Genomic DNA, 20,075 nt, shown 5'->3' with positions numbered 1-20,075 from the left:
GTATTCAATGCACATTATCAGTATGCTAGAAATGCACTTATTAAATTATTGGGAGGCGCCTAGACTTCTTGGTCGACATATTATGACAGCTTATTTATATCCTATCAAAATGGCAATTTTAATTTTCCCGTTTCTGGCTCTATTAATTTCACTACCGATTTTTGCTTATGAATATCACCGTCGGGGTTCCTTTGTTCGTTTTCGGGCATTTGTGATCTATACGTTCATATTTTATTTACTGACAGCTTATTTCTTGATTATTCTGCCCCTACCAAGTCGCGCTTTGGTAGCCCAGCTAACCACACCGAAATACAATTTACAGCCGCTGATGTTTGTTCAGGAATTTATCAAGACAAATACCTTTGACCCATTAAATATTCATACTTACCGAACGGGCTTACTTGAACCAGCTATTATTCAGCCCCTATTTAATATTTTTCTAACCATTCCATTTGGGATTTATTTAAAATACTTTGGTTTTAATTGGCGTAAAATCCTTATTTTCAGTTTTGTGCTGTCGTTATTTTTTGAGTTGACACAATTGAGTGGCTTATATGGTATCTATGTGCGGCCTTACCGATTATTTGATGTCGATGATCTCTTATTAAATACTTCAGGCGGCATGTTAGGTTGGGCAATCGCGCCAATTGTTTTACATCTATTTCCCGATCATGAAGCAATTCAAGCTCAGGAAAAGCGTTTGGGTCAAACTGTTACTTTCCCCCGACGCTTCGTTGCCTTCTTGCTGGATTGGCTGATCTTTTTTGTTGCAATGCCTATTGTTTTAGTACTAGTAGACTTTTTCCCACATTTCGTATCGCCGCAAAATGACATCATTTTAGTGCCTGCACTACTATTAATAGTTTTATTCTTTATTGTACCCGTACTCATGCAAGGTGCCACTTTGGGTAAAAGAATCGTGCACTTACGTATCGTCCGCCAAGATGGGACCCCTGCCCATGCCGCAAATCTTTTTTGGCGTGCTTTTTGGCAATATTTCATTCCCATCCCCATTTTTACAACACTAGGCATTGCAATGCTAATGATTTTAGAGCATGGGACTATTTCTCAAAGCGACTTAGATCGGTTACTACTTCTGTTTGGTTTAGGTGCCTTATTCGCTGTGATTCTACTGATTCATTTTCTCGTCAACTTAATCCGCAAAAATCCAGACTTTTATTACGATAATATCGCCCATACCACTTTAATCAGTACCTTTAAGTCAGCTAAATAGTCTTATCTTTTTAGCCGATAGCCAGCTAAGTAACTAGCCGCAAAAGATTGGTTGCGTCGTAAAAATTGCTTACCAAATTCATCAATATAGCCATGAAAAGCCTGCCATTGCCGTAAAGTGAGCGTTAAGTGTTTTGCTTCAACAAATGATTTTAACGTGTCATATTTCTGAGCTTCCGTAACACCTAAAGCTAGAAACAATCGGCGGGCATAACTATCAGCAATAAATTGCGGTTTGTCTAAAACATACAGCAATATCACGTCCGCTGTTTCCGCACCAATACCATGTAAATCTAATAATTCCTGTCGTAATTGCGTACTCGTTCTTAGCTTAGCTTTAGTTAAATCAAAGTCATACTTTTGATACCAAGTTAATAGATTGACAATAGCCAAACTTTTATTTTTAAAAAAGCCACTCGGTCGAATTAGCGTCATCAAAGTGGCTCGATCCAAATCAAGTAGTTTCTGAGGTTTCAAGTTGGTTACTTGCTTTAAGTTGGCAATGGCCGGCGGTACGTTTTGCCAGGCTGTATTTTGAACTAAAATAGCCCCCAATGCAATTTCAAAGGGCGTTTCTGCTGGCCAATGTTGTTCGGGAATCTGTTGTGCTAGTTTGGTATAGAGTTCAACTAATGTTAGTGTCTGCAAAGCATTCACCTACTTCAATGATATTTAAAGACAAAATAATTGTTTTTTTAAGATATTCAATTACAATAAATTTGAACTTAAAATGGTGATTAGGGAGGTCCTAGAAATGCGTGTTGATTTTGATGAAAATGTTGTTGCAAAAATCAAAGCAAACTGGCAAGATGGCGATCGGTTACTTTTAACATTTGAAGATGGTGTTGGGCCTTATTCACAACATGCCATGATTCACATGCAGGTCCAATTTTCGATTAACATTATTGGTTCCGATATGTCCTTAGACACTTATGATCAAACCATTGATTCCAATTTAGGCCCCGTATATATTAAAGGTTATTCGGCAGATAGTCTAGACGAACATATGACGGTCAAGTACAAAAAAACTTATGACACCATGCAGTTGTCCGGTGATGTTGGTGTCATCGATGATAACGTTGGCTTTATTGATTTTACAGACCCCGCTTCAATCAAAAAGAATCCTGCACGTTGAACTAAAAAAGCTTAGTAAATAAACAGAGCTTGAACCAAAACATTAGTTTTGTTCTAAGCTCTGTTTTTATATTACTATCGATTCCGTTTGATTATATTTTCAACCTATAACATCAGTTAAGAACTAGCACCGAAACAGCAATCATTCAATCTACTATTTTTTATTAAATAAAAATTGATTGACCACTTTAGCCACATCCGGATTTTCTCGAAGCTGGCTGTGTTGAGCTTTAGTTTTCTGGACTTCAACTTCTTCATAGTGCTGAGCTCGCGAACTGACCAAATACTTGAGTGAGCGCGCAGAGGCCACAGTTACTCGACCATCTGAATTCGAGCCGTCCTCTAAATTACCAAAAACATTCAAAAATTGAATCTGATTCGGCATTTGCTTTCGCCGTTGCCATAATTGCTTGTATCCCGGCGTCATCACTGCTGGCCGGCCGTTTTCAGCAACTTGATTGGTATTAGGTTTTGTTCCTTTGGCACCACTACCGATCCAGCCATTAACGGTAACTGCCAACGTTGCTACTTTTTGCAAGTGCGGCTGTGTCGACTCATGGGCATAATTAATGGCATAATCGATCCAAGCTCCAGCACCCGCGGAGTGACCCACAGCGTCAAATTGTTGAATGCCATATGTCTGCTTGAGCTTACGCAAAAAGCGACTCATGATTCTGGCAGTTTTGTCAGAAGGATAGCGGCTAGAGGCTAATTGGACTCGAATCAGCGGATACTGGACACCCTTAATAATATTTTGCGACAATTGAAAATCCCCATTATCTTGAACTGTGGCGATGATGTCACTCGTATTATTATTTGCTAGCCGTGCTTGATCTACCAAGTAAGCCATTGCCTTAGGTGAACTGCCAAAACCATGTAAATAAATCACTGGTGTCACATTAGGGCCTACTTTTTGATATTTGATTTTAGTGGTTTTGGACTTACTGGAACGACTGCTCGCCTGAGGATCAGTATGCTTACTGCAAGCAGTCACGCTAATCAATAGGATCACTAAGAGTAAGCCAACACGCCATAAACGCTGCCAATATTTCATTTTTCGGAAACCCCTTGTTAAGAAGAGAAAGCCAACCGACCAGTCAGACTTATAGTAGGTGCTGTTCTACCAGATTTTGACCCGTTTGTCTGGATCCAAATACATGCCATCACCCGGCTGAACATCAAAGGTCGCATAAAAATCATCTAAATTCTTAGGCTGAACGTTTGCCCGTAAGACATTCGGTGCATGAACATCAGTTGCTAAACGTAATTGCTTGTACTGTTCCGTTGCTTTCATTCGCCAAATACGCGCCCAATTAATGAAAAAAGCCCGCAAATCAGCATCAGCTTCAGCTTTAGTCGCTTCTAAAGCGCAACTTAGCCCACCGGCATCTGCTACATTTTCAGAAACGACCAACTTACCATTAACTTTACCGCCAGCAAATTCAATCCCATCAAATTCATCAATCATTGCTTGAGTCAATTGTTTAAAGATTTGATAGTCCTCATCAGTCCACCAGTTATTCATATTGCCGAATTCATCAAATTTAGCACCGTTGTTATCAAACGCATGGGAGATTTCATGGGCAATAACCGCACCAATCCCGCCATAGTTTTGACTATCCGATTGTGCCAAGCTGTAAAATGGCGCCTGCAAAATCGCCGCTGGAAAAGTGATGTCATTGCGTGAAGGATCATACATCGCATTAACCATCTGCGCTGGCATGCCCCATTCGGTACGGTCAACTGGGCGATGATATTTGTCTAAGTTATCCTGTAAGACAACCGCATTCAAAGCTTTTACGATCTCATACAGAGATTTAGTATCATCCACATGCATCTTTTCATAGATCGGTTTAATTTGATCTGGGTAGCCTACTTTGATCACAATTTTATTTAATTTCAAAATAGCTTTTTCTTTAGTCGCCTGACTTAACCAATTATTAGCATGCAGCCGTTTTTTGTAGACGTCGATCATTTTTTCGACCATCTGCTTCACATCTTGTCGGGCAGCATCCCCAAAATAAGTTTTACCATAATAATCGCCGACCACTTGGCTGAAACGGTTGCTAGCTAAATAATAAGCACTCTTGATTTGTGACATGGCTTCCTTACTGCCAGATAGTGCCCGATTGTATGTGCCACCTACTTGACGGAAATCTTCAGACAAGACATTGGCGCTGCTTAATAGTTTATTCAAATACAGCCAAGCTTTAAGATCTGCAAAAGCCGCTGGATTCACAATTTTATCAAAATTTTCGAAGAAACGTAGCTCAGCAACGATCACACGTTCCGGCGTATCTGCAACCAAGTCCTGAACTAACTGACCCAGCGCTAAATTACTAGAATAGTGGCTAAAAGTCGTGAAAGTTTCAGGATTATACATGCTTGTATAGTCAGCCCATTCCTCAGCACTCTTCACATAAGGCACTAAACTACGATCAAAAGCTAAGGCATGGTCTAAAATTGTTTTAGCTTCGGCTTCAGTTTTCCCCACCATGGTTAATAACTTCAGACTCATATCTTTGAAAATTGTTAATAGCTGCTTACCATTTTCATTATCGGCATCATAGTAAGGTTTGTCAGGTAGAAATAAACTTGGTGCAAAGGCATAAACAACGTTAACAGCCGTATCTTTCATATCGGCATCTACCTGAATGCCAAATGGTGTTGGAAATTCGCGATACCAAGCAGTCAATTGGGCCTGCAAATCACTCAGCTGCGTCAATTGTTCTATCTTAGCTAAGTCTGGCAAAACTGGTTTTGCTCCTAACTGGTCACGTTTATCAAAGTCTTGGGCAACTCGATATAGTTTCATGACTTCACTCATTAACGGATTTTCAAACTTTTTCTTGCCTGCTTGGGCATCCGCGAAATCTTGCATCAGTTGTTTTTCAACACCATCTGCTAGATCCGCAAAGCCGCCTGTTGTTGGTTTATCACTGGGAATAACGGCTGTTTTCTCCCACGCACCATTTACAGCTTGATATAGATCTTGACGATAAGCATTATTATCCATTGCTACCTGCCTCCGATACTACAAATTAGTTTCTAACGACGATTACAGAACATGGCGCATAACGAACCATGTATGACGCTTGGGAGCCGATCGCGTTGGCATTGGCTTTTCTTTCAGAACCAACGACCAATAGATCTGGTTTGAATTCTGGAATCACTTGATCGACAACCGTGCGGCCTGGCTTTCCTTCACTGACATAAGGGGTCACGTCTAAAACCCCAAATTCCCGAGCTTTATCCGCATAAGTATCTACCAAATTAGCCACGTCTGCCCGCTGCTGACTCAAAACATCCGGTGATAAGGTCTGAAAGATATTCAAATCACCTGTTTCTAAAATTGAAACGATACCTAGTGGAATCTGATACATCTTTGCCGTCGTACAAGCATATTCAAAAGCTGGTTTAGACGAAATAAAATCATCACTATCAATGGTGACCAAAATCCGATTATAACGATGAATCTGTACTGTAAAATCATCTAAAGTTGTCAATTAAGCCCATCTCCTCTTATTGTTCGTCAGCTTGGCCCTTATTCTCAGCAAAGTATTGCTTATAACGGGGCACATAATTATGGAACATATACTTTAATAAGACCCAACGCTTAAGAGACATGTCATTTTTATAAAACACTGTCGTTCCATAACGACCGGCATGAATCAAATTCAGTGCCTCGCGTTTGGCCGCATTATCGGCCGCATAGCGCTTAAATACCTTCGTAGGCACCCCAAGCCAAAGTACATGTTTTGCTTTATTCTGATTCCCATAAACAGTTGGCTGATTAGCTAAATCGCCAGTTACATAATCATTGACAAGGTAACTAGCCAAATTGTAACCCGTTAACGTCACAAAATAGCTACTACGCCCTTGCCGCAAATTGATTTCAAAAATCTTATATGTATTATCCCGGCGGTCATATTTCATATCAAAATTTGCAAAACCAGTATATTTGATATCTTCCAAGAACTTTTGCACTGTTTCATAAATTTCTTGGTTATATTCCGGCAAGATCGCCACATAATTACCGATGGCAGCTGGCGTGGGATCTTCCAATAATGGATGCCCTAAACACATCATTTTCACTTGATGATTTTGATCCACATAAGCATTCAAGACCCGCATATTAGAATCATCACCAGGCACAAAATCTTGTAAGATCAAATCAGATGTATAGCCATTATCATATATTTTAGCGACAACATCGGTGTACTCAGCCTCTGAATGAATGATAAAAGCCTTTTTACGACCTTCGAAATGAATATCCAGCCACTCAACACTGTTTGCCGGTTTCAAGGCTACGGGGTATTCAAACGGCACATCCAAATCCGTTTGATTTTTATACATCGCTTTTGTGATAATTTTGGTTTTTGGATATGGTAAATTATAAGTCTCACAGATCTTGTAAAAGTTTTCTTTATTATTTAATTTTTTGAGTAAGTCATAGTCAATATAGGGGCAAACAAATGTCTGCTGCAAAAAGTCTTTATGTTTCGCAATTAGTTCCGCGTAACCATCGCCCATGGCAATCAAGATCACTGGTTCTTTGTGGTCGGCGTAGCGCTGCGCCACTTCGGTCATCACATTGATGAATACTGGATCTTCTTCAAAGCCATCATGCAGTTCAACATCAATAATTTTAGAGTATCGCGTTGGGGCCAATGGCAAAGCAGCAAAAGCTTTTACTTTAATGCCGTAAATTTCATTGAATGAACGTGCAAAACCATAAGCATTAATGTCACTACCTAATATAATCGGTGTAAATTTCGGTATTTGTTTCATAACTCTCCACTATTCTTAAAAAATATATTTTGTTAATTTCACGATACAAATTATAACATACCCGAGGTAAGGCGTTTAGTTATGAGGATGTGCCAAAAATATTCGTAATCAAAACACACCTAACGCCATAACCGAAAATAGATTTCAAAAGACAGGCTGGGACAAGATCGGCCAATGCTGGTAAGTCCAATCAGTAGCATCAAACGTTAAACCTTGTTGAACAAAATCTTTCGCCTTGAGAACAAGTGGTGAGGCATTATCTAAGGACAATTCAGTTAACGGCAAAAAGCCAGCACCTAAAGAATCTTGTCCTGTGAAATTAGCAACCCGTGCCGCCACTTGCCCTTGGTATTTTAAAATCTGATAAAAAACACAGATATGCTGATTGTAGTGCCAGCGCTGATAATGCCAAGGATAGCGGAAGCTAGTTGTGCCCAGCTGTTGGGCAAGAGTGAGACAAAAGGCGTTTAGCGACTGAGCATTAACGAGAATCACGACAAATGGTGGACTTACCATTTGAGTGATTCGTCGTTAAGTGAGGTCGTTGCCTTTTGGAACACGTTTAGACCGAGGATATTTCCGATTGAAAAGAGGATGTAAGGCCCAGCATTTTTCTTGATAACTAGTAGTTGCTCTTTTTTAGAAACGATGCCGTAGACACCAAAAGCACGATGAAACTTTTGACACATCCAAGCCACCTCCGATTACTAAATGAATAGCCTTAATATACGCGCATTAACCCTAAAAACCAATAATCCAGCTGGAAATACTTGGTAAGTAAATAAACGACACAGCTAGCCTGGTCTCATGATATAATTTAGCTGAATATATCAGTCCTTACAATATCGGGAGGTCATGTTATGCGGCATCATAAAAGTAAAGAAAAAACCAGTAAGATTATGATTGTAGCCTTAGTTTTATCAGTATTTAATTTAATTATGACTGTCATCAATGCCTTTTGGCGGCCATAGCAATGAATAGCAAAATCGACAATAATTCAATATATCTCTTGGGGGGAAAATTAACTTATGATATTATACAAATCAAAAAAGGGACATGTGACGATTAGTGTTCGTAAATCAACACGTCGAGAGACCATAACTTCTATTGCGGCGACAATTGTTATTTTGGGATTGATCTGGTGGTTTAAATGGCGTTGAATGGGCATCAAAATAGCCCCATATTAAAATAATTGAATAACTAGTAAGAGCCGAAACAAGATGACTATTTTGTTTCGGCTCTCTGTTCTGTTACGAATAATTTAATTTTAAATGTGTGCCAGAAGAAAAGGGCCTCGCCTAACGATGAATCGCTCAAACGGGAAAACAGTCTTTTGTCTCACATCCCACCTGATTAATCCACCCAATCTCCTGTCACAACGACCTTCCCAGTCATGTGTCCAGACTCAACAGCTTTTGTCGCTTGCCGTAAGTTTTTAGCAGACAAGCCAGTATAAGTTTTCGTGACCGTTGACTTTAATTTACCTGTATCTAACAACGCTGCCGCATGATCTAATATCGCCCCTTGGGTAGCCATATTATCGGTTTGAAACCAGGATTTACTAAACATCCATTCCCAAGCAAAAGTTGCCCGCTTCTTAGTTAAAGCTTGTAAGTCGATCAATTTGCGATTTTCAGTAATCGATGCAATTTGTCCATCTGGTTTGATCAAAGTCGCGATTTCTTGCCAATGGGCTTCTAGTTTAGCAAGGCCCAAAATATAATCTACATATTGGATACCTAGCTTGTGAACTTGAGCGACAAGATCTGCATGGTGGTCAATGACGCGATCTGCACCCAAAGTTTTGACCCATTTAATCGCTTCTGGCCGTGAAGCTGTCGCAATTACTTTTAAACCAGCCAGCTTTGCTAATTGGATCGCCACAGAGCCAACCCCACCGCTGCCATTGATAATCAAAATGATATGTTGCTGATTTTCAGTTTTAGCCTTTAAATCAATATTTAACTTTTCAAACAAAGCCTCCCAAGCCGTCAAACTTGTTAGCGGCATGGTCACTGCTTCTGCAGCCGTCAATTGTTTAGGGGCATGCCCAACCAATCTTGAATCAACAGCTTGATACTGGGCATCGCTGCCTTGGCGCTTAAAACTCCCCGCATAATAAACGGTATCACCCACCTGAAAATTTTGTACAGCGCTACCTAAAGCCTTGACTGTCCCAATAGCATCCCAGCCAATAATTTTCGGCTGCTTCAAAGTGCCGTGACCGCCACGGCGAACACCCACATCCACTGGATTCACAGAGACACCTTTGACCGCCACCAATAAATCGTGGGGCAGTATCTTTGGCGTTGCCACTTCAAAACTTTGTAAACTTTTTGGATCTTCAATCGGTAAGTGTTCGATAAACCCAATTGCTTTCATCGTTCAAAACTCCCTTCACTGTTAATCTAAAACAAATACGGCTAGAATAATAGTGAAGTAAAAGTTACCAACTTAATCATTTGGAGATGGCATGATGAAACGACATATTTATGATTGCCAAGCAGGCTGTCCTGTGGAGAGTACCTTACAGATCATTGCAGGCAAGTGGAAAAGTGTGATCTTATATCATCTTTTCGTTGATCACAATTGTCACTTTAGCGATTTAGAACGAAAGATTAAAGATTGTTCCCATCGTATGTTAGCGATTCAACTTGCAGAATTAGAACACGATCAGGTTATTGCTAAGATCCCCACGAATACAGCCAATCGGCCAATTTACGTTCTAACTGAATTTGGTAAAACGTTAAAGCCAGTGATTACGGCCATGGCAACTTGGGGGGATTACTATAATGCACATATGACAAAAGAAGCTCAACAGCTAGACACTAACGAGGATAAAAAGTCTAAGCTTGATATGCCTTTACCAAAGCCCAATTTGCTTTAATCAGGTCTCGCGAATAAACTTTGGGTTGTTCCGATTGTTTCACGACTTGCCAAAGAATAGCAGCTACCTTTAGTTTCGGGTGAAATTTTTGATTGGCCTGATCTGCACAAAATGCTTTAACAAAGTTATTCCATTGGCAAATGCGATGATCATAATGATCATTCGTGGTTTTGCCTTGGTAAATGTCAAGCATATTCTGCAAGGTAAAAGTTCGATCTTTTTGCTGTTTGACCCGCCGCCAAGCCGTTGCCATATCAGCTGTGAAGTGAAAATTTTCTTGTTGCGTTTGTTGCGCAAAGAAGTTCCTAAAACGCTGATTAAAAGCAAATCCACAAGCCAGTAATGGCAGTGCCAAGCTTAATGTTTGCGGGTGTTCTAGTTGTGTTGCTGCTTTAGGGTGATGTTTTATGATATTGCCACTAAAATACTGCTGAACATAATGATTCAATTCAGCTTTGGTGCCTTGATACTCAATCCCTAATTTTTTACAAATCGTGACTAACTCTTGGCGATACCAATAGTATTTTTGAAATTCTTGATAATTTTTCAGTGTTTCGAATTTTGGTCGTTGCATAGGATTCATCTCGTTTCATAAAAAATAACCGCTACTAGACTAAAATGCTAGGCGGTTATTTTTTTGTATTTACCTAATTAGCAGCTACAACTTTATCTTCATCAGGGATGAATTCAGGCTTCTCAGTATCTAAGAAATAGACTTTATACCATACTAAGAATGTATAAATTGTCCAGATCTTGCGCCGATCATCATTGGCCCCTTGATCATTATAGTAATCATCAAGCATCTTCAAGATGGCGGTTTGATCAAAGAATTCAGCCGCAAAGTCAGCCGCAAACATGTCGCGTACTTCATTATAGATGGTTTCATCATGTAACCAAGCACTAACTGGCACAGGGAAACCAAGTTTTTCACGGCGTGCCCAAGCTTCTGGTAAATGACGGTTAGCAGCCATGCGCAATGCATACTTACTATCCTTAGAATTTAATAAATACTTCGTTGGAATACCTTCTGCAACTTGCGCAACTTCTTTATCTAAGAACGGAACCCGTAATTCCATTGAGTTAGCCATACTCAACTTATCAGCCTTAAGTAAAATATCTTTTGGCATAAATTGATGAATATCAAGATACTGCATCTTTTTAACTTCATCGTCATAATGCCGTACTTTTTTATAGCTCTTAGCCACGATCTCTTCAACAGTAGCACTTTGCTTGTAATCTTGTTTTAAGATCTGAGCTGCTTCACCTTCATGGAAAATACGTGCTTCCCCAATAAAGAATTCTTCAGCCGGTGCCGTAGCTTCATATAGATGTAAGCGGCCATGGAAGTTCGGCATTTTGCGTAAGCCATGCGAAATCTTAGCCCGAGCCCCTCTTGGTAATTTTTTCAAACCTTGGGCAAAGACACGGATCGCTTTAGAATGAGAGTGCCAGCCGTAGTTTGCATAGCCAGCAAACAATTCATCGGCGCCTTCACCAGACAAAATAACAGTCACATCTTTACTAGCCAATTTCGTTAAGAAATAAAGTGGGACACAAGATGGATTACTATCAGGTTCATCCAAATGATACTGGATCAATGGGAAGTTCTTGAAGGCTTCTTTAGCCGTAACCACATCACTCTTATTTTCTAAGCCTAAATGATCTGCTAATTCTTTAGCAGCAACTCCTTCATGGTATTTCTTATCATCAAAACCAATGGAGAAGGTGTGCTCTGGCCGTAAAACGGAAGTGACATAACTAGAATCCACCCCACTAGATAGGAGTGAACCGACTTCTACATCACTGATGCGATGGGCATTCACAGAATCTTTGATAGAGGCATCGATGGCATTGATCGTATCTTCTAACGATAGATGGTTGGCTTTGAAATCAATATCCCAATATTTTTTGATCGTCAACTTGTCATCTTTCAACGTGAAATAATGACCTTCAGGTACCCGATAGACATTCTTAAAGAAAGTCTCGTCTAAAGCCGAATATTGGAAAGTTAAATAAGGCCGCAATGCCTCTTTATTTAATTCTTTTTTGAATTTAGGGTTTTTAAGGAAAGACTTGATCTCAGAACCTACCATAAAAGTACCATCTTGATGGTAATAATACATGGGTTTGATCCCAAAGAAATCACGAGCCCCGACTAATTCCTTTTTCGTATCATCCCAGATCAAAAAGGCAAACATCCCTCGAATCTTCTTAAGCAGACCTTCGATGCCATATTCCTCGTAGCCATGGAGTAAAACTTCAGTATCGGCATGAGTTGTGAATACGTGGCCCGCCTTGATTAATTCTTCGCGGATCGGTTGGAAATTATAAATTTCGCCATTAAAAATGATGGCTTTGGTTTTATCTTCATTTAAGATAGGTTGACTGCCGCCCTTAAGATCAATAATACTTAGGCGTCGAAAACCCAATGCAACATCGTCATTCACATATTCACCAGAACTATTGGGACCCCGGTGTTTGATCATATCCATCATGTCATTGATGACCGGTTTCTTATCGAGCATTGTCTTATCAACGAATCCGACAATTCCACACATATCAAGTAAATCCCCTATCTATACTTGAGGTCGGGACAAAATGAACGTTTTGTGGCCGACCTCTGCTTATTCACAAACAACTTAATTTCATACAAATTTTATACTTTTACAGTCACTCCTGTATTATATAAGACTGGCGCAACATGTCAATCAACCACGCTTGTTTTCATAACGATTTACAAGACTTTAAACCTTAAATTTTTGCAAAGGCGAAGCAGCACCATAACCAAACACCCGTAATTGGCGCTGATCCCCGTCAATATTCAAGACGTACCCCGCAAATTCAGTGATTTTTCCTTGTTTGCGGTGCCAATGCTGATTGTACTTCGTTGTGAGACCATGATATCGACCCATTAGTGCCGAGCAATTCAATAGGATATATTGAATGCCATCATAATTATAAGTTGCTTCTTTATGCCGATGACCACAGATGTAAGCGCTGATGTGACTGTCGTTATTGGTAAAATCAAAAGCCGCATTTACTTGAAAATCAGTTTTTTTATGCCGGGTATGAATCTTGCCTTTTTGATGAGCATTGAATGCCCGAAAAAGCTCGTGCAATGTCTTACCATTATAAGCTAGTCCATTGCGACCTTTAGGATCCAACAGATCCGCATGGCCCATGAAAATAATTGTTTTGTGTTGACTGTGTGCTAGAATAGCGATGATATCTTGAAATTGTTGCTGCCGAATCGCTTTGGTTAACTTAAAATCATAAACTTTAGTCCCGTCGGCTTTCAACTGATAAGGCACATCACTTGTATTGATCATAATTACCCGTATAGGCCCCTTGTCAATATAATAAACATCGGCCTTTTCATTTGGCCGGTGTACTTGTGGCTGGGCAAATAAGCGGCGGTTCACGATATTAGCAAACGTGTCTGCCTCAAAACTGGCCCGGTGATGGTCGGTGTGCTCATCGTATTTATCGTTAGCGTCATGATTACCTTCTGCTACTAAGAACGGCGTTGGTCCTTGCGCTAAGGCGGTAGTGATCAAGACTAATCGTTGTTGCGCAATTGCCGGCGCGTCACTACCATCGATCATATCGCCCAAATGCGCTTTATAATCCAGCAAACCTAGATCAGCTAAAATATTCAGCTCTTGAACGTGGCGTAACCCATTTGTGCCGTAATAAGTTTTATTTTGGTCGGCTTTATCATGGGTATCCGTGACTACCCCAATATTTAATTGATCCGGCGTGCATTGCGCCAGCCAGGACAAGCCTAACTTGGTCAGATACTGCTTGACCCAAGCGCGCTGTTGATCGCTAAGATCAATAAAACTATTATAGCGTTTAAATTGGTGGCTGTAGCTGCGAAAATAACGCGTCCCTGTCAGATCATCAGCTAGTTGAATCGGGTATAATAATTGTATGGGCCCAGGTTTAACTTCCAATAGATATGGTCCGGGCGTCACACCTAAATTCGTTTGTGCGATTTTAACTTGATAAGTCCCAACTTGTTTGATTCGATCAAGTTGGGTCACATCGATTTGCGTTTTATGGAACAATTTCGTGAATAACCCCATTGCAGACACTCCTTTATGACTTCTTACCTATAATAACGTTAGGCAGGTGATCCTATGCGCCGTTCGCAACATTTCTTACGCGGCATCCTACTTTTAATTGGTGCGGCGTTGAGTGCTTTCGTGATTTTTCTCGAGTTTAGCCATGGTATTTTTGGTATTGGACCAGTCCGGGTGGCTAAATTAGGTATCCTAGTTTTTATTTTAGCAGCTCTCGGACTTCGAGACTTATTTTTCAGTTGAATATTGTGCTTATCAAAGTAAAAACAATCGGCGAATCAAATTACTTTTCTTTAAACTTATAAGTACCTACTAAAAGGCCAGCGATATTAGTCGCTGGCCTTTTAGTTTGGCCTGATTTTATTGATATTTAAAATATTCATATTACTTACTACCCTTAAACGTAAGTTTGATTTATTAACGGTCTACTATAGCAACAAGCTAGTTATTTCATCTACAATTTGCTTTATACCAAGAAATTCTGATGCTTTTCTAATTTCAATCAATGAATTTCTGCCCACTGCTGCATCACCATTTAAAAACTCGATTTTAGCACGATAATACTTTGAAAGAAGTCTGTAGCCAGCCATTGGAATGCCGACCGTTAATTCTTGTAACATCTTAAGTGTTGCTTTTGCTTTATCAAAATCTTCTGCGCTAATCATTCGATCAACACAATTCACCAAAACTGCCGCAAATATTGCCTCGCTATTCTCAAAAAAACGATACCATTGTTGAACTTTAAGAACTTCTCCCAATAGCGTTACCATCAACGGGTAAGGCAGCACATAGCCATTATTTGCAAAAAACTTAACATCACTTAATGTCCAAGATGATAAATTGGTAAAATAATTCACAACAAGTTCCAGTTCAGATTGATCTAACGGAATATTTTGCTCATGGTTTTTCAATAAGCAATAACTTGCTAACTGAATTCTTTGGATCTTCACATCAGATAGTTCTAAGTTAGCCACCTGCGTTTCAAAAATACGCTTTTTATCAGCGTTCCACGATTGACGAATTAGATAGTGTTGATACGCCTCATTTTTAGGCTTATAACCATTTGCTATCCATAAGAACTCTGCCATACTGATGAATAAATTTTTTAATACTTGGGTAAACTTATCCGCTGCTAGGACACGATCACCATTTTCAAATTTAATTGCATTCGTCTTTGAACAAACGTTTGTATAAACTGCTTTAAGCGGTAAATCCTTGTCCTGTCGAATCTGCTTGATTATTGGCCCATACATGAATACCACTCCTATAAATTAGGTAAACAAAAGTTTGCTATAGCATTTATTGTTCTTATTATATAGCAAACTTAGCCTAAAAGGAGTGGTTTTCTGTATGCAAAAGTTCTTGATTAAGCGCTCAAAATTCGGCTTCATCAAAAGAAACAAGCAATTTACTCAGCTAACGAGTATTAATCTTTTTTCTAAAATTGGTGATCGTTTATTCTACACAACAATGTTGACACTAGCAGCTGCGTTACCTCAAGCAAATATTGCTGTAATGATCATTTCAATTTCTGAAACAGTGCCAATTCTTATGGGTATCATTCTAGGTAATTTAGCTGATAAACAGCCTCGCAAATTTCGCGGGATGATTCAAAGTTCACTGACTAGGGCACTCTTGTACCTAAGCATTGGCTTACTTTTAAACTATCGCTCGACTTTATCACTTATAGTCATTATTGCCACGCTTAACTTTATTTCCGACTTATTTGGCAACTATAGTTCAGCCTTATCAGCGCCCTTCACCAAAATACTTGTTTCAGCTGATGATATGACTCAAGCTCAAGGCCTAGTTAGCATAACTTCACAATTAGTTAACGTTTTAGCTACTTTAGGCGGCTCGTTACTTTTAACTATTTTCCTTGCTAAAACCATTGCAGTAATCAATGCCGGTGTTTTTTTATTAGTTAGTGTTTTCTTTGGCTTACTAAGTACCCACTTTGCGACGACAGAAAACAAAATAATTGACCATACTTCCAAAAGACCCGTCTGGCGGCTCGTTGTCGAAAACTTACAAACATTGGTTACAAATAAGAAAGCTTTGAACGATCTTTGTCAGCTTGCTTTAATCAATGGTTTCTTTGGTGGAATAACACCCATTTTTGTCTTATTCTTGCAAAAGACAAAAGTAATTATTTTCTCAAGAGCCATTACGATTTCTTTATTATCTAGTCTGATCACACTAGGCCTGATTATCAGCAGTGCCCTTAGTTTAAAAATCTGGCGTAATATTACCACTCATGTCCTTTGTCATTATGCAAATTTACTCATTGTCGTCACAAGTTTAGGGTTCATCTTGAATCAGCTTTATATTATTCTATTAGGTTCAAGCTTAACCGCTTTGTTACTCGGTATTGTTTCCCCTCGATTTTCCACAATGATCATCAATCACTATCCCGCTGAACGTCTAGGGGGTATTGTGACAACCGTCAACTCACTATTAGTCTTAACCCCACCACTGACAAGTTTTATTTTTCCAGTACTAGCAAACTTCGGTCTGACGTTTTCATACTACTGTTTGGGCGTTTATGGGCTAATGTTACTATCGCTGAGCTATTTGATTTTACATAGACAAACGAACTCGACTACACTGAACTAGTTATGAACTATCAAACCTTTTTAATTTAAATACGGATTGCCATATTTTGCAGTATAAGCATAAAATCCCAGCTGATGCAGTTCTACACTTTGTTTAATTGTCTCGGGTGAGAAATGTAATTGTTCTAAGACCAGTTTTGTAAACGCCAAAGCTGCGGTCCCATTGGCAGTCACAAGGTTCTTATCACTAATTGCTTGAACTTCACGAAAGTCATTCGCATTCGTATAGTTAGAAAAGTCTTGCCATAGATATTGGGCATTCCCCGTATGCCTATACCCAGTTAGCAAACCGTTTTGGGCTAAGAAATCTACTGCCCCGCAAATCGCTGCGACCGGTGTTTGTGATATTAATTGTTGTTTAATCAATTGTACCAATTCTGGACTTTTTACCTGCCACGAATTGCCGCCAATCAAAACCAATAAACTCAAATTCTGAGGGACTTCTGGGATTAAATAATCTACTTTAGTTTTAAATCCACCAATTGATGTCACGGTACTTTTCAGAGAAGCCGTGGCAACTTGCCAATCACTCAGTTGATTCAAAGTACTAGCAAGATAGGCACCTTCCCAATCAGCATATTCGTCTAACATAATAAACAACGCATTTTTCAAAATAACTTTCTCCTCAATTAATCGTTTGTTTTTAATTATACACGCTTCACCAAGCCAAAATAAAAAGCAGCCACATATCAAAAGGCTGCTTTTTAAATATAGAAATTCGATTAATGATCATTACTGTTTCACGTGAAACAATTAAGCTTTTCCACGTAACAAACCGATCACACTTTGACCCAATGGCATATCTTCATCAGCTAAGATATCAACCCGACCGCCAAAGGCTAAAACGATTACGGCAATATCATTGAGCAAATTATGCTCAGTCGCTTGACTGCTAATCGTATCAACTTGCATGTCTAAATTGATGATTCCTGGTTCAAAAGTGTCATCACGAATCAATAACTGATAAATTCGGCCTTCAATTGCAGCCTGAATCACATTATCAGTTCCAGATACTTCACGACCACCAGAGCGCGCATCATCTAGGGCTTGTAAAACACGATCATTCGTCTGCTGATTAAATTGTGAGCCAATCTCCGCTTTGAGCTTCATCAATGAAGCCTGATCTAGCTTTGGTGGCACTTTGGTAATGTGAATATGTTTTTCCAACATCCCATTTTTTGAGATCGTCCGGAACACATGTTGGACTTCTTCGTTACCCAGCAAAACTAATGGTACATGTTCACGCAGGGTATAATTCTGACGTACATATTGATCTACGATTTTGTAGTAACGTGCCAAGTTATCGTCCACGGTCGCATCTAAGCCACCGCGGCCACGATTAGTTTCTTCCCATTGATCTTCAGTGGAGTGCTCTGGATGTATCTGAGCATTATCTCCAACTAACAGTGGGTCTTTAATAGCTTCTTTGAAATCTGCCGGTGCCGTTTCTGGCAACTCAACTGTCGTCAGCAGACCATCACGTACTTGATATAGACCAAAGCCTTCACGATCAATGTGTAACAAGTCATAGTCCAAGCTAAAGTGGGTATCCTTAATAATTGGTAAAATATATAAATTATCGGAAACAAAACTGGAATTGCCTGGTTCAAAAGTCAAAAAGTAACGAAAGACATGGTCTTTGCTGGCAATTACCGCCATCCCCTCGTACCCATTACGGCCTAATGTTCGTTCAGAACTAATCAAATCAAATTCTTCTTGATAAACAGCCCAGTCTTTTTTAGGATACTGCTCAGTAAATTTCTTTTCAGCCTCAGCTACTAAGTTCTTAAACTGAGATTTATCTTTTTGAATGTTCGTATCATTGGGGTGGATCGCCATAAAAATGGAAACGTATGGACTTTCCTCAGAGCGCGTTGCATCTTGAACCAAACGTTTCAGATCATCATTTAATGCCATAAACTTTACCTCCAATTATTTATTTCCTAATATAATTCTATCATTCTCAACCCACTTTCGAAATGAAAAGGCTTTAAGAATTGATCGTATCTAAAATCAAAGGTTCTGCTGTCACTGGTGCAGCCGTTATCTGAAAAGCATTTTGAATCTCTATTAATAAATCATCATCTATACCCTCACAATGAACGGTGGCTAATAAATCGCCTTTTTGTATAGTGGTACTTACTTTCTTGGCTAAAACAATACCGACTTGATGTTTGATTGGGGTTCCTTTTATTAAGCGGCCACCACCCATTTTAACTACAGCCATCCCCAGCTGATAACTGTCGATCGCCGCTAAATAGCCTGGCTTAGCTGCAGTAATCGTCACTTGCTGCTGACTTACTGGGAAAAGTTCCGGCCGGTCTACATAACGCGTATCACCGCCTTGTACTGTTACCATTTGTCGGAAAGCAGCAAAGGCTGAGCCGTCATTTAAAGTTTGCCCTGCTCGCTGGTAGGCTTGCTTAAAAGTTTTCGCTTTGTTTCCTAGCACTAACATGTGCGCTGCTAAAGCCAGTGTCAACTGCCGAATATCTTTAGGCCCTTGTCCGTGTAAAACAGCTAATGCCTCTTTAACTTCCAGACTATTCCCGATTGCTAAACCTAACGGCGCATCCATATTTGTAATAACAGCTGTCATTTTGACGCCGGCATTTTGACCAATGCGTACCAATGTTCGAGCCAATTCTTGGGCAGCAGGCAACTGTTTCATAAAGGCACCTTGTCCACACTTCACGTCCATTACTAAGCCATTGATTCCAGCCGCAAGTTTCTTACTCATGATCGAACTTGCAATTAATGGGATAGATGCAACCGTCCCAGTCACGTCACGCAATGCATACAGCTTTTTGTCTGCGGGTGCTAAACTGCCAGTTGCACCGTTGATTACTATTTTTGATTTAAGTAGGGCCGCATGTAACTCTGTAGCAGTCAGATCCACCCGAAAACCAGGAATGCTTTCCAGCTTGTCCAATGTACCGCCAGTATGGCCCAAACCACGCCCCGCGATCATTGGATCAGTCAAGCCGCAAGCTGCCACTACTGGCGCCAAAATTAAACTGATCTTATCGCCCACACCCCCAGTCGAATGTTTATCAATCAAGGGACCCAATTCAGCAGGCCAATTTAAGCGCTCACCTGAATCACGCATAGCCATGGCTAAATGGCTCGCCTCGTTAAAGTTCATCCCATTCAAATAAATACTCATTAATAAGGCACTAGCCTGATAATCTGGAATCCGTCCACTAGTATAGCCCTCAATAAAGTCATTGATTTCATCTGCTGTAAGCTCGCCGTGATCTCGTTTCTTAGCGATAATTTCTAACATTGATACTGACATAAGTCGCACATCCTTCAGTTTTTATCGGAATG

Annotated in this window: 20 protein-coding genes; 5 read left to right on the top strand and 15 right to left on the bottom strand. The window is 39.9% G+C overall.

The window, feature by feature from the left end:
* Positions 1 to 82 precede the first annotated feature (82 nt).
* The gene (locus FHQ08_RS02585) at positions 83 to 1,234 is read left to right on the top strand and encodes a VanZ family protein (protein ID WP_230912829.1); all 1,152 of its coding nucleotides are present in this window, start codon (positions 83 to 85) and stop codon (positions 1,232 to 1,234) included.
* Between the two features lie 2 nt (positions 1,235 to 1,236).
* On the opposite strand, the gene FHQ08_RS02580 is transcribed toward FHQ08_RS02585, so the two are convergent.
* Positions 1,237 to 1,881: an endonuclease III domain-containing protein gene (locus FHQ08_RS02580; protein WP_230912828.1), complete on the bottom strand. Its 645-nt coding sequence runs from the start codon at positions 1,879 to 1,881 to the stop codon at positions 1,237 to 1,239.
* 106 nt (positions 1,882 to 1,987) lie between these two features.
* Between FHQ08_RS02580 and FHQ08_RS02575 the strand changes: the two genes are divergently transcribed.
* Positions 1,988 to 2,368: an iron-sulfur cluster biosynthesis family protein gene (locus FHQ08_RS02575; RefSeq protein WP_230912827.1), complete on the top strand. Its 381-nt coding sequence runs from the start codon at positions 1,988 to 1,990 to the stop codon at positions 2,366 to 2,368.
* Positions 2,369 to 2,521: 153 nt separating this feature from the next.
* On the opposite strand, the gene FHQ08_RS02570 is transcribed toward FHQ08_RS02575, so the two are convergent.
* From FHQ08_RS02570 to FHQ08_RS02540, 7 genes are all read right to left on the bottom strand, one after another.
* A complete protein-coding gene (locus FHQ08_RS02570) occupies positions 2,522 to 3,421 on the bottom strand; it encodes an alpha/beta hydrolase (RefSeq protein ID WP_230912826.1) in 900 nt (299 codons plus the stop codon).
* Between the two features lie 66 nt (positions 3,422 to 3,487).
* Positions 3,488 to 5,383 (bottom strand): M13 family metallopeptidase, encoded by a 1,896-nt coding sequence (locus FHQ08_RS02565; RefSeq protein ID WP_230912825.1) that lies wholly within the window; start codon positions 5,381 to 5,383, stop codon positions 3,488 to 3,490.
* Between the two features lie 25 nt (positions 5,384 to 5,408).
* Positions 5,409 to 5,873, bottom strand: a complete 465-nt coding sequence (locus FHQ08_RS02560; RefSeq protein ID WP_230912824.1) for a universal stress protein — start codon at positions 5,871 to 5,873, stop codon at positions 5,409 to 5,411.
* 16 nt (positions 5,874 to 5,889) lie between these two features.
* A complete protein-coding gene (locus FHQ08_RS02555) occupies positions 5,890 to 7,158 on the bottom strand; it encodes a carboxylate--amine ligase (RefSeq protein ID WP_230912823.1) in 1,269 nt (422 codons plus the stop codon).
* A 144-nt stretch (positions 7,159 to 7,302) separates the two neighbouring features.
* Positions 7,303 to 7,674: an NUDIX hydrolase gene (locus tag FHQ08_RS02550; protein WP_230912822.1), complete on the bottom strand. Its 372-nt coding sequence runs from the start codon at positions 7,672 to 7,674 to the stop codon at positions 7,303 to 7,305.
* Entirely contained in the window at positions 7,668 to 7,847 is a 180-nt protein-coding gene (locus FHQ08_RS13280) for a hypothetical protein (protein ID WP_230912821.1), read from the bottom strand. The genes FHQ08_RS02550 and FHQ08_RS13280 overlap by 7 nt, the downstream gene beginning before the upstream one ends.
* Positions 7,848 to 8,511: 664 nt before the next feature.
* Positions 8,512 to 9,540, bottom strand: coding sequence for a zinc-binding alcohol dehydrogenase family protein (locus FHQ08_RS02540; protein WP_230912820.1), 1,029 nt, complete (start codon positions 9,538 to 9,540; stop codon positions 8,512 to 8,514).
* Positions 9,541 to 9,634: 94 nt separating this feature from the next.
* Between FHQ08_RS02540 and FHQ08_RS02535 the strand changes: the two genes are divergently transcribed.
* On the top strand, positions 9,635 to 10,045 hold the full coding sequence (locus tag FHQ08_RS02535) for a winged helix-turn-helix transcriptional regulator (protein WP_230912819.1): 411 nt from the start codon (positions 9,635 to 9,637) through the stop codon (positions 10,043 to 10,045).
* On the opposite strand, the gene FHQ08_RS02530 is transcribed toward FHQ08_RS02535, so the two are convergent.
* The 3 genes from FHQ08_RS02530 to FHQ08_RS02520 all read right to left on the bottom strand — a co-directional run bounded on the left by FHQ08_RS02530 (position 10,005) and on the right by FHQ08_RS02520 (position 14,133).
* A complete protein-coding gene (locus FHQ08_RS02530) occupies positions 10,005 to 10,619 on the bottom strand; it encodes an SAP domain-containing protein (protein WP_230912818.1) in 615 nt (204 codons plus the stop codon). The two genes, FHQ08_RS02535 and FHQ08_RS02530, sit on opposite strands and share 41 nt — an antisense overlap.
* A gap of 73 nt (positions 10,620 to 10,692) precedes the next feature.
* Positions 10,693 to 12,603 carry an asparagine synthase (glutamine-hydrolyzing) gene (asnB, locus tag FHQ08_RS02525; RefSeq protein ID WP_230912817.1) on the bottom strand — a complete coding sequence of 637 codons (1,911 nt, stop codon included), beginning with the start codon at positions 12,601 to 12,603 and terminating at the stop codon, positions 10,693 to 10,695.
* Positions 12,604 to 12,789: 186 nt separating this feature from the next.
* Positions 12,790 to 14,133: a metallophosphoesterase family protein gene (locus FHQ08_RS02520; RefSeq protein ID WP_230912816.1), complete on the bottom strand. Its 1,344-nt coding sequence runs from the start codon at positions 14,131 to 14,133 to the stop codon at positions 12,790 to 12,792.
* Between the two features lie 54 nt (positions 14,134 to 14,187).
* Between FHQ08_RS02520 and FHQ08_RS02515 the strand changes: the two genes are divergently transcribed.
* Positions 14,188 to 14,373, top strand: coding sequence for a hypothetical protein (locus FHQ08_RS02515; RefSeq protein ID WP_230912815.1), 186 nt, complete (start codon positions 14,188 to 14,190; stop codon positions 14,371 to 14,373).
* 185 nt (positions 14,374 to 14,558) lie between these two features.
* Here FHQ08_RS02515 and FHQ08_RS02510 read toward each other — a convergent pair whose 3' ends face one another.
* On the bottom strand, positions 14,559 to 15,383 hold the full coding sequence (locus FHQ08_RS02510) for an Rgg family transcriptional regulator (protein WP_230912814.1): 825 nt from the start codon (positions 15,381 to 15,383) through the stop codon (positions 14,559 to 14,561).
* Between the two features lie 97 nt (positions 15,384 to 15,480).
* Here FHQ08_RS02510 and FHQ08_RS02505 point away from each other — a divergent pair, with 97 nt between their 5' ends.
* Entirely contained in the window at positions 15,481 to 16,746 is a 1,266-nt protein-coding gene (locus tag FHQ08_RS02505) for an MFS transporter (protein ID WP_230912813.1), read from the top strand.
* 20 nt (positions 16,747 to 16,766) lie between these two features.
* Here the strand turns inward: FHQ08_RS02505 and FHQ08_RS02500 are convergent, their stop codons facing one another.
* From FHQ08_RS02500 to FHQ08_RS02490, 3 genes are all read right to left on the bottom strand, one after another.
* The gene (locus FHQ08_RS02500) at positions 16,767 to 17,357 is read right to left on the bottom strand and encodes a type 1 glutamine amidotransferase family protein (RefSeq protein ID WP_230912812.1); all 591 of its coding nucleotides are present in this window, start codon (positions 17,355 to 17,357) and stop codon (positions 16,767 to 16,769) included.
* Between the two features lie 141 nt (positions 17,358 to 17,498).
* Entirely contained in the window at positions 17,499 to 18,662 is a 1,164-nt protein-coding gene (locus FHQ08_RS02495; RefSeq protein WP_230912811.1) for a baeRF6 domain-containing protein, read from the bottom strand.
* 73 nt (positions 18,663 to 18,735) lie between these two features.
* Positions 18,736 to 20,031 (bottom strand): thymidine phosphorylase, encoded by a 1,296-nt coding sequence (locus FHQ08_RS02490; protein ID WP_330166063.1) that lies wholly within the window; start codon positions 20,029 to 20,031, stop codon positions 18,736 to 18,738.
* Positions 20,032 to 20,075: the final 44 nt, after the last annotated feature.

This window comes from Agrilactobacillus fermenti (genome assembly GCF_021030645.1).
In the GTDB taxonomy this organism is placed as follows: domain Bacteria; phylum Bacillota; class Bacilli; order Lactobacillales; family Lactobacillaceae; genus Agrilactobacillus; species Agrilactobacillus fermenti.
The sequence above is the reverse complement of the archived record's forward strand: the minus strand, read 5'-3'. Positions and strand labels throughout refer to the sequence as shown.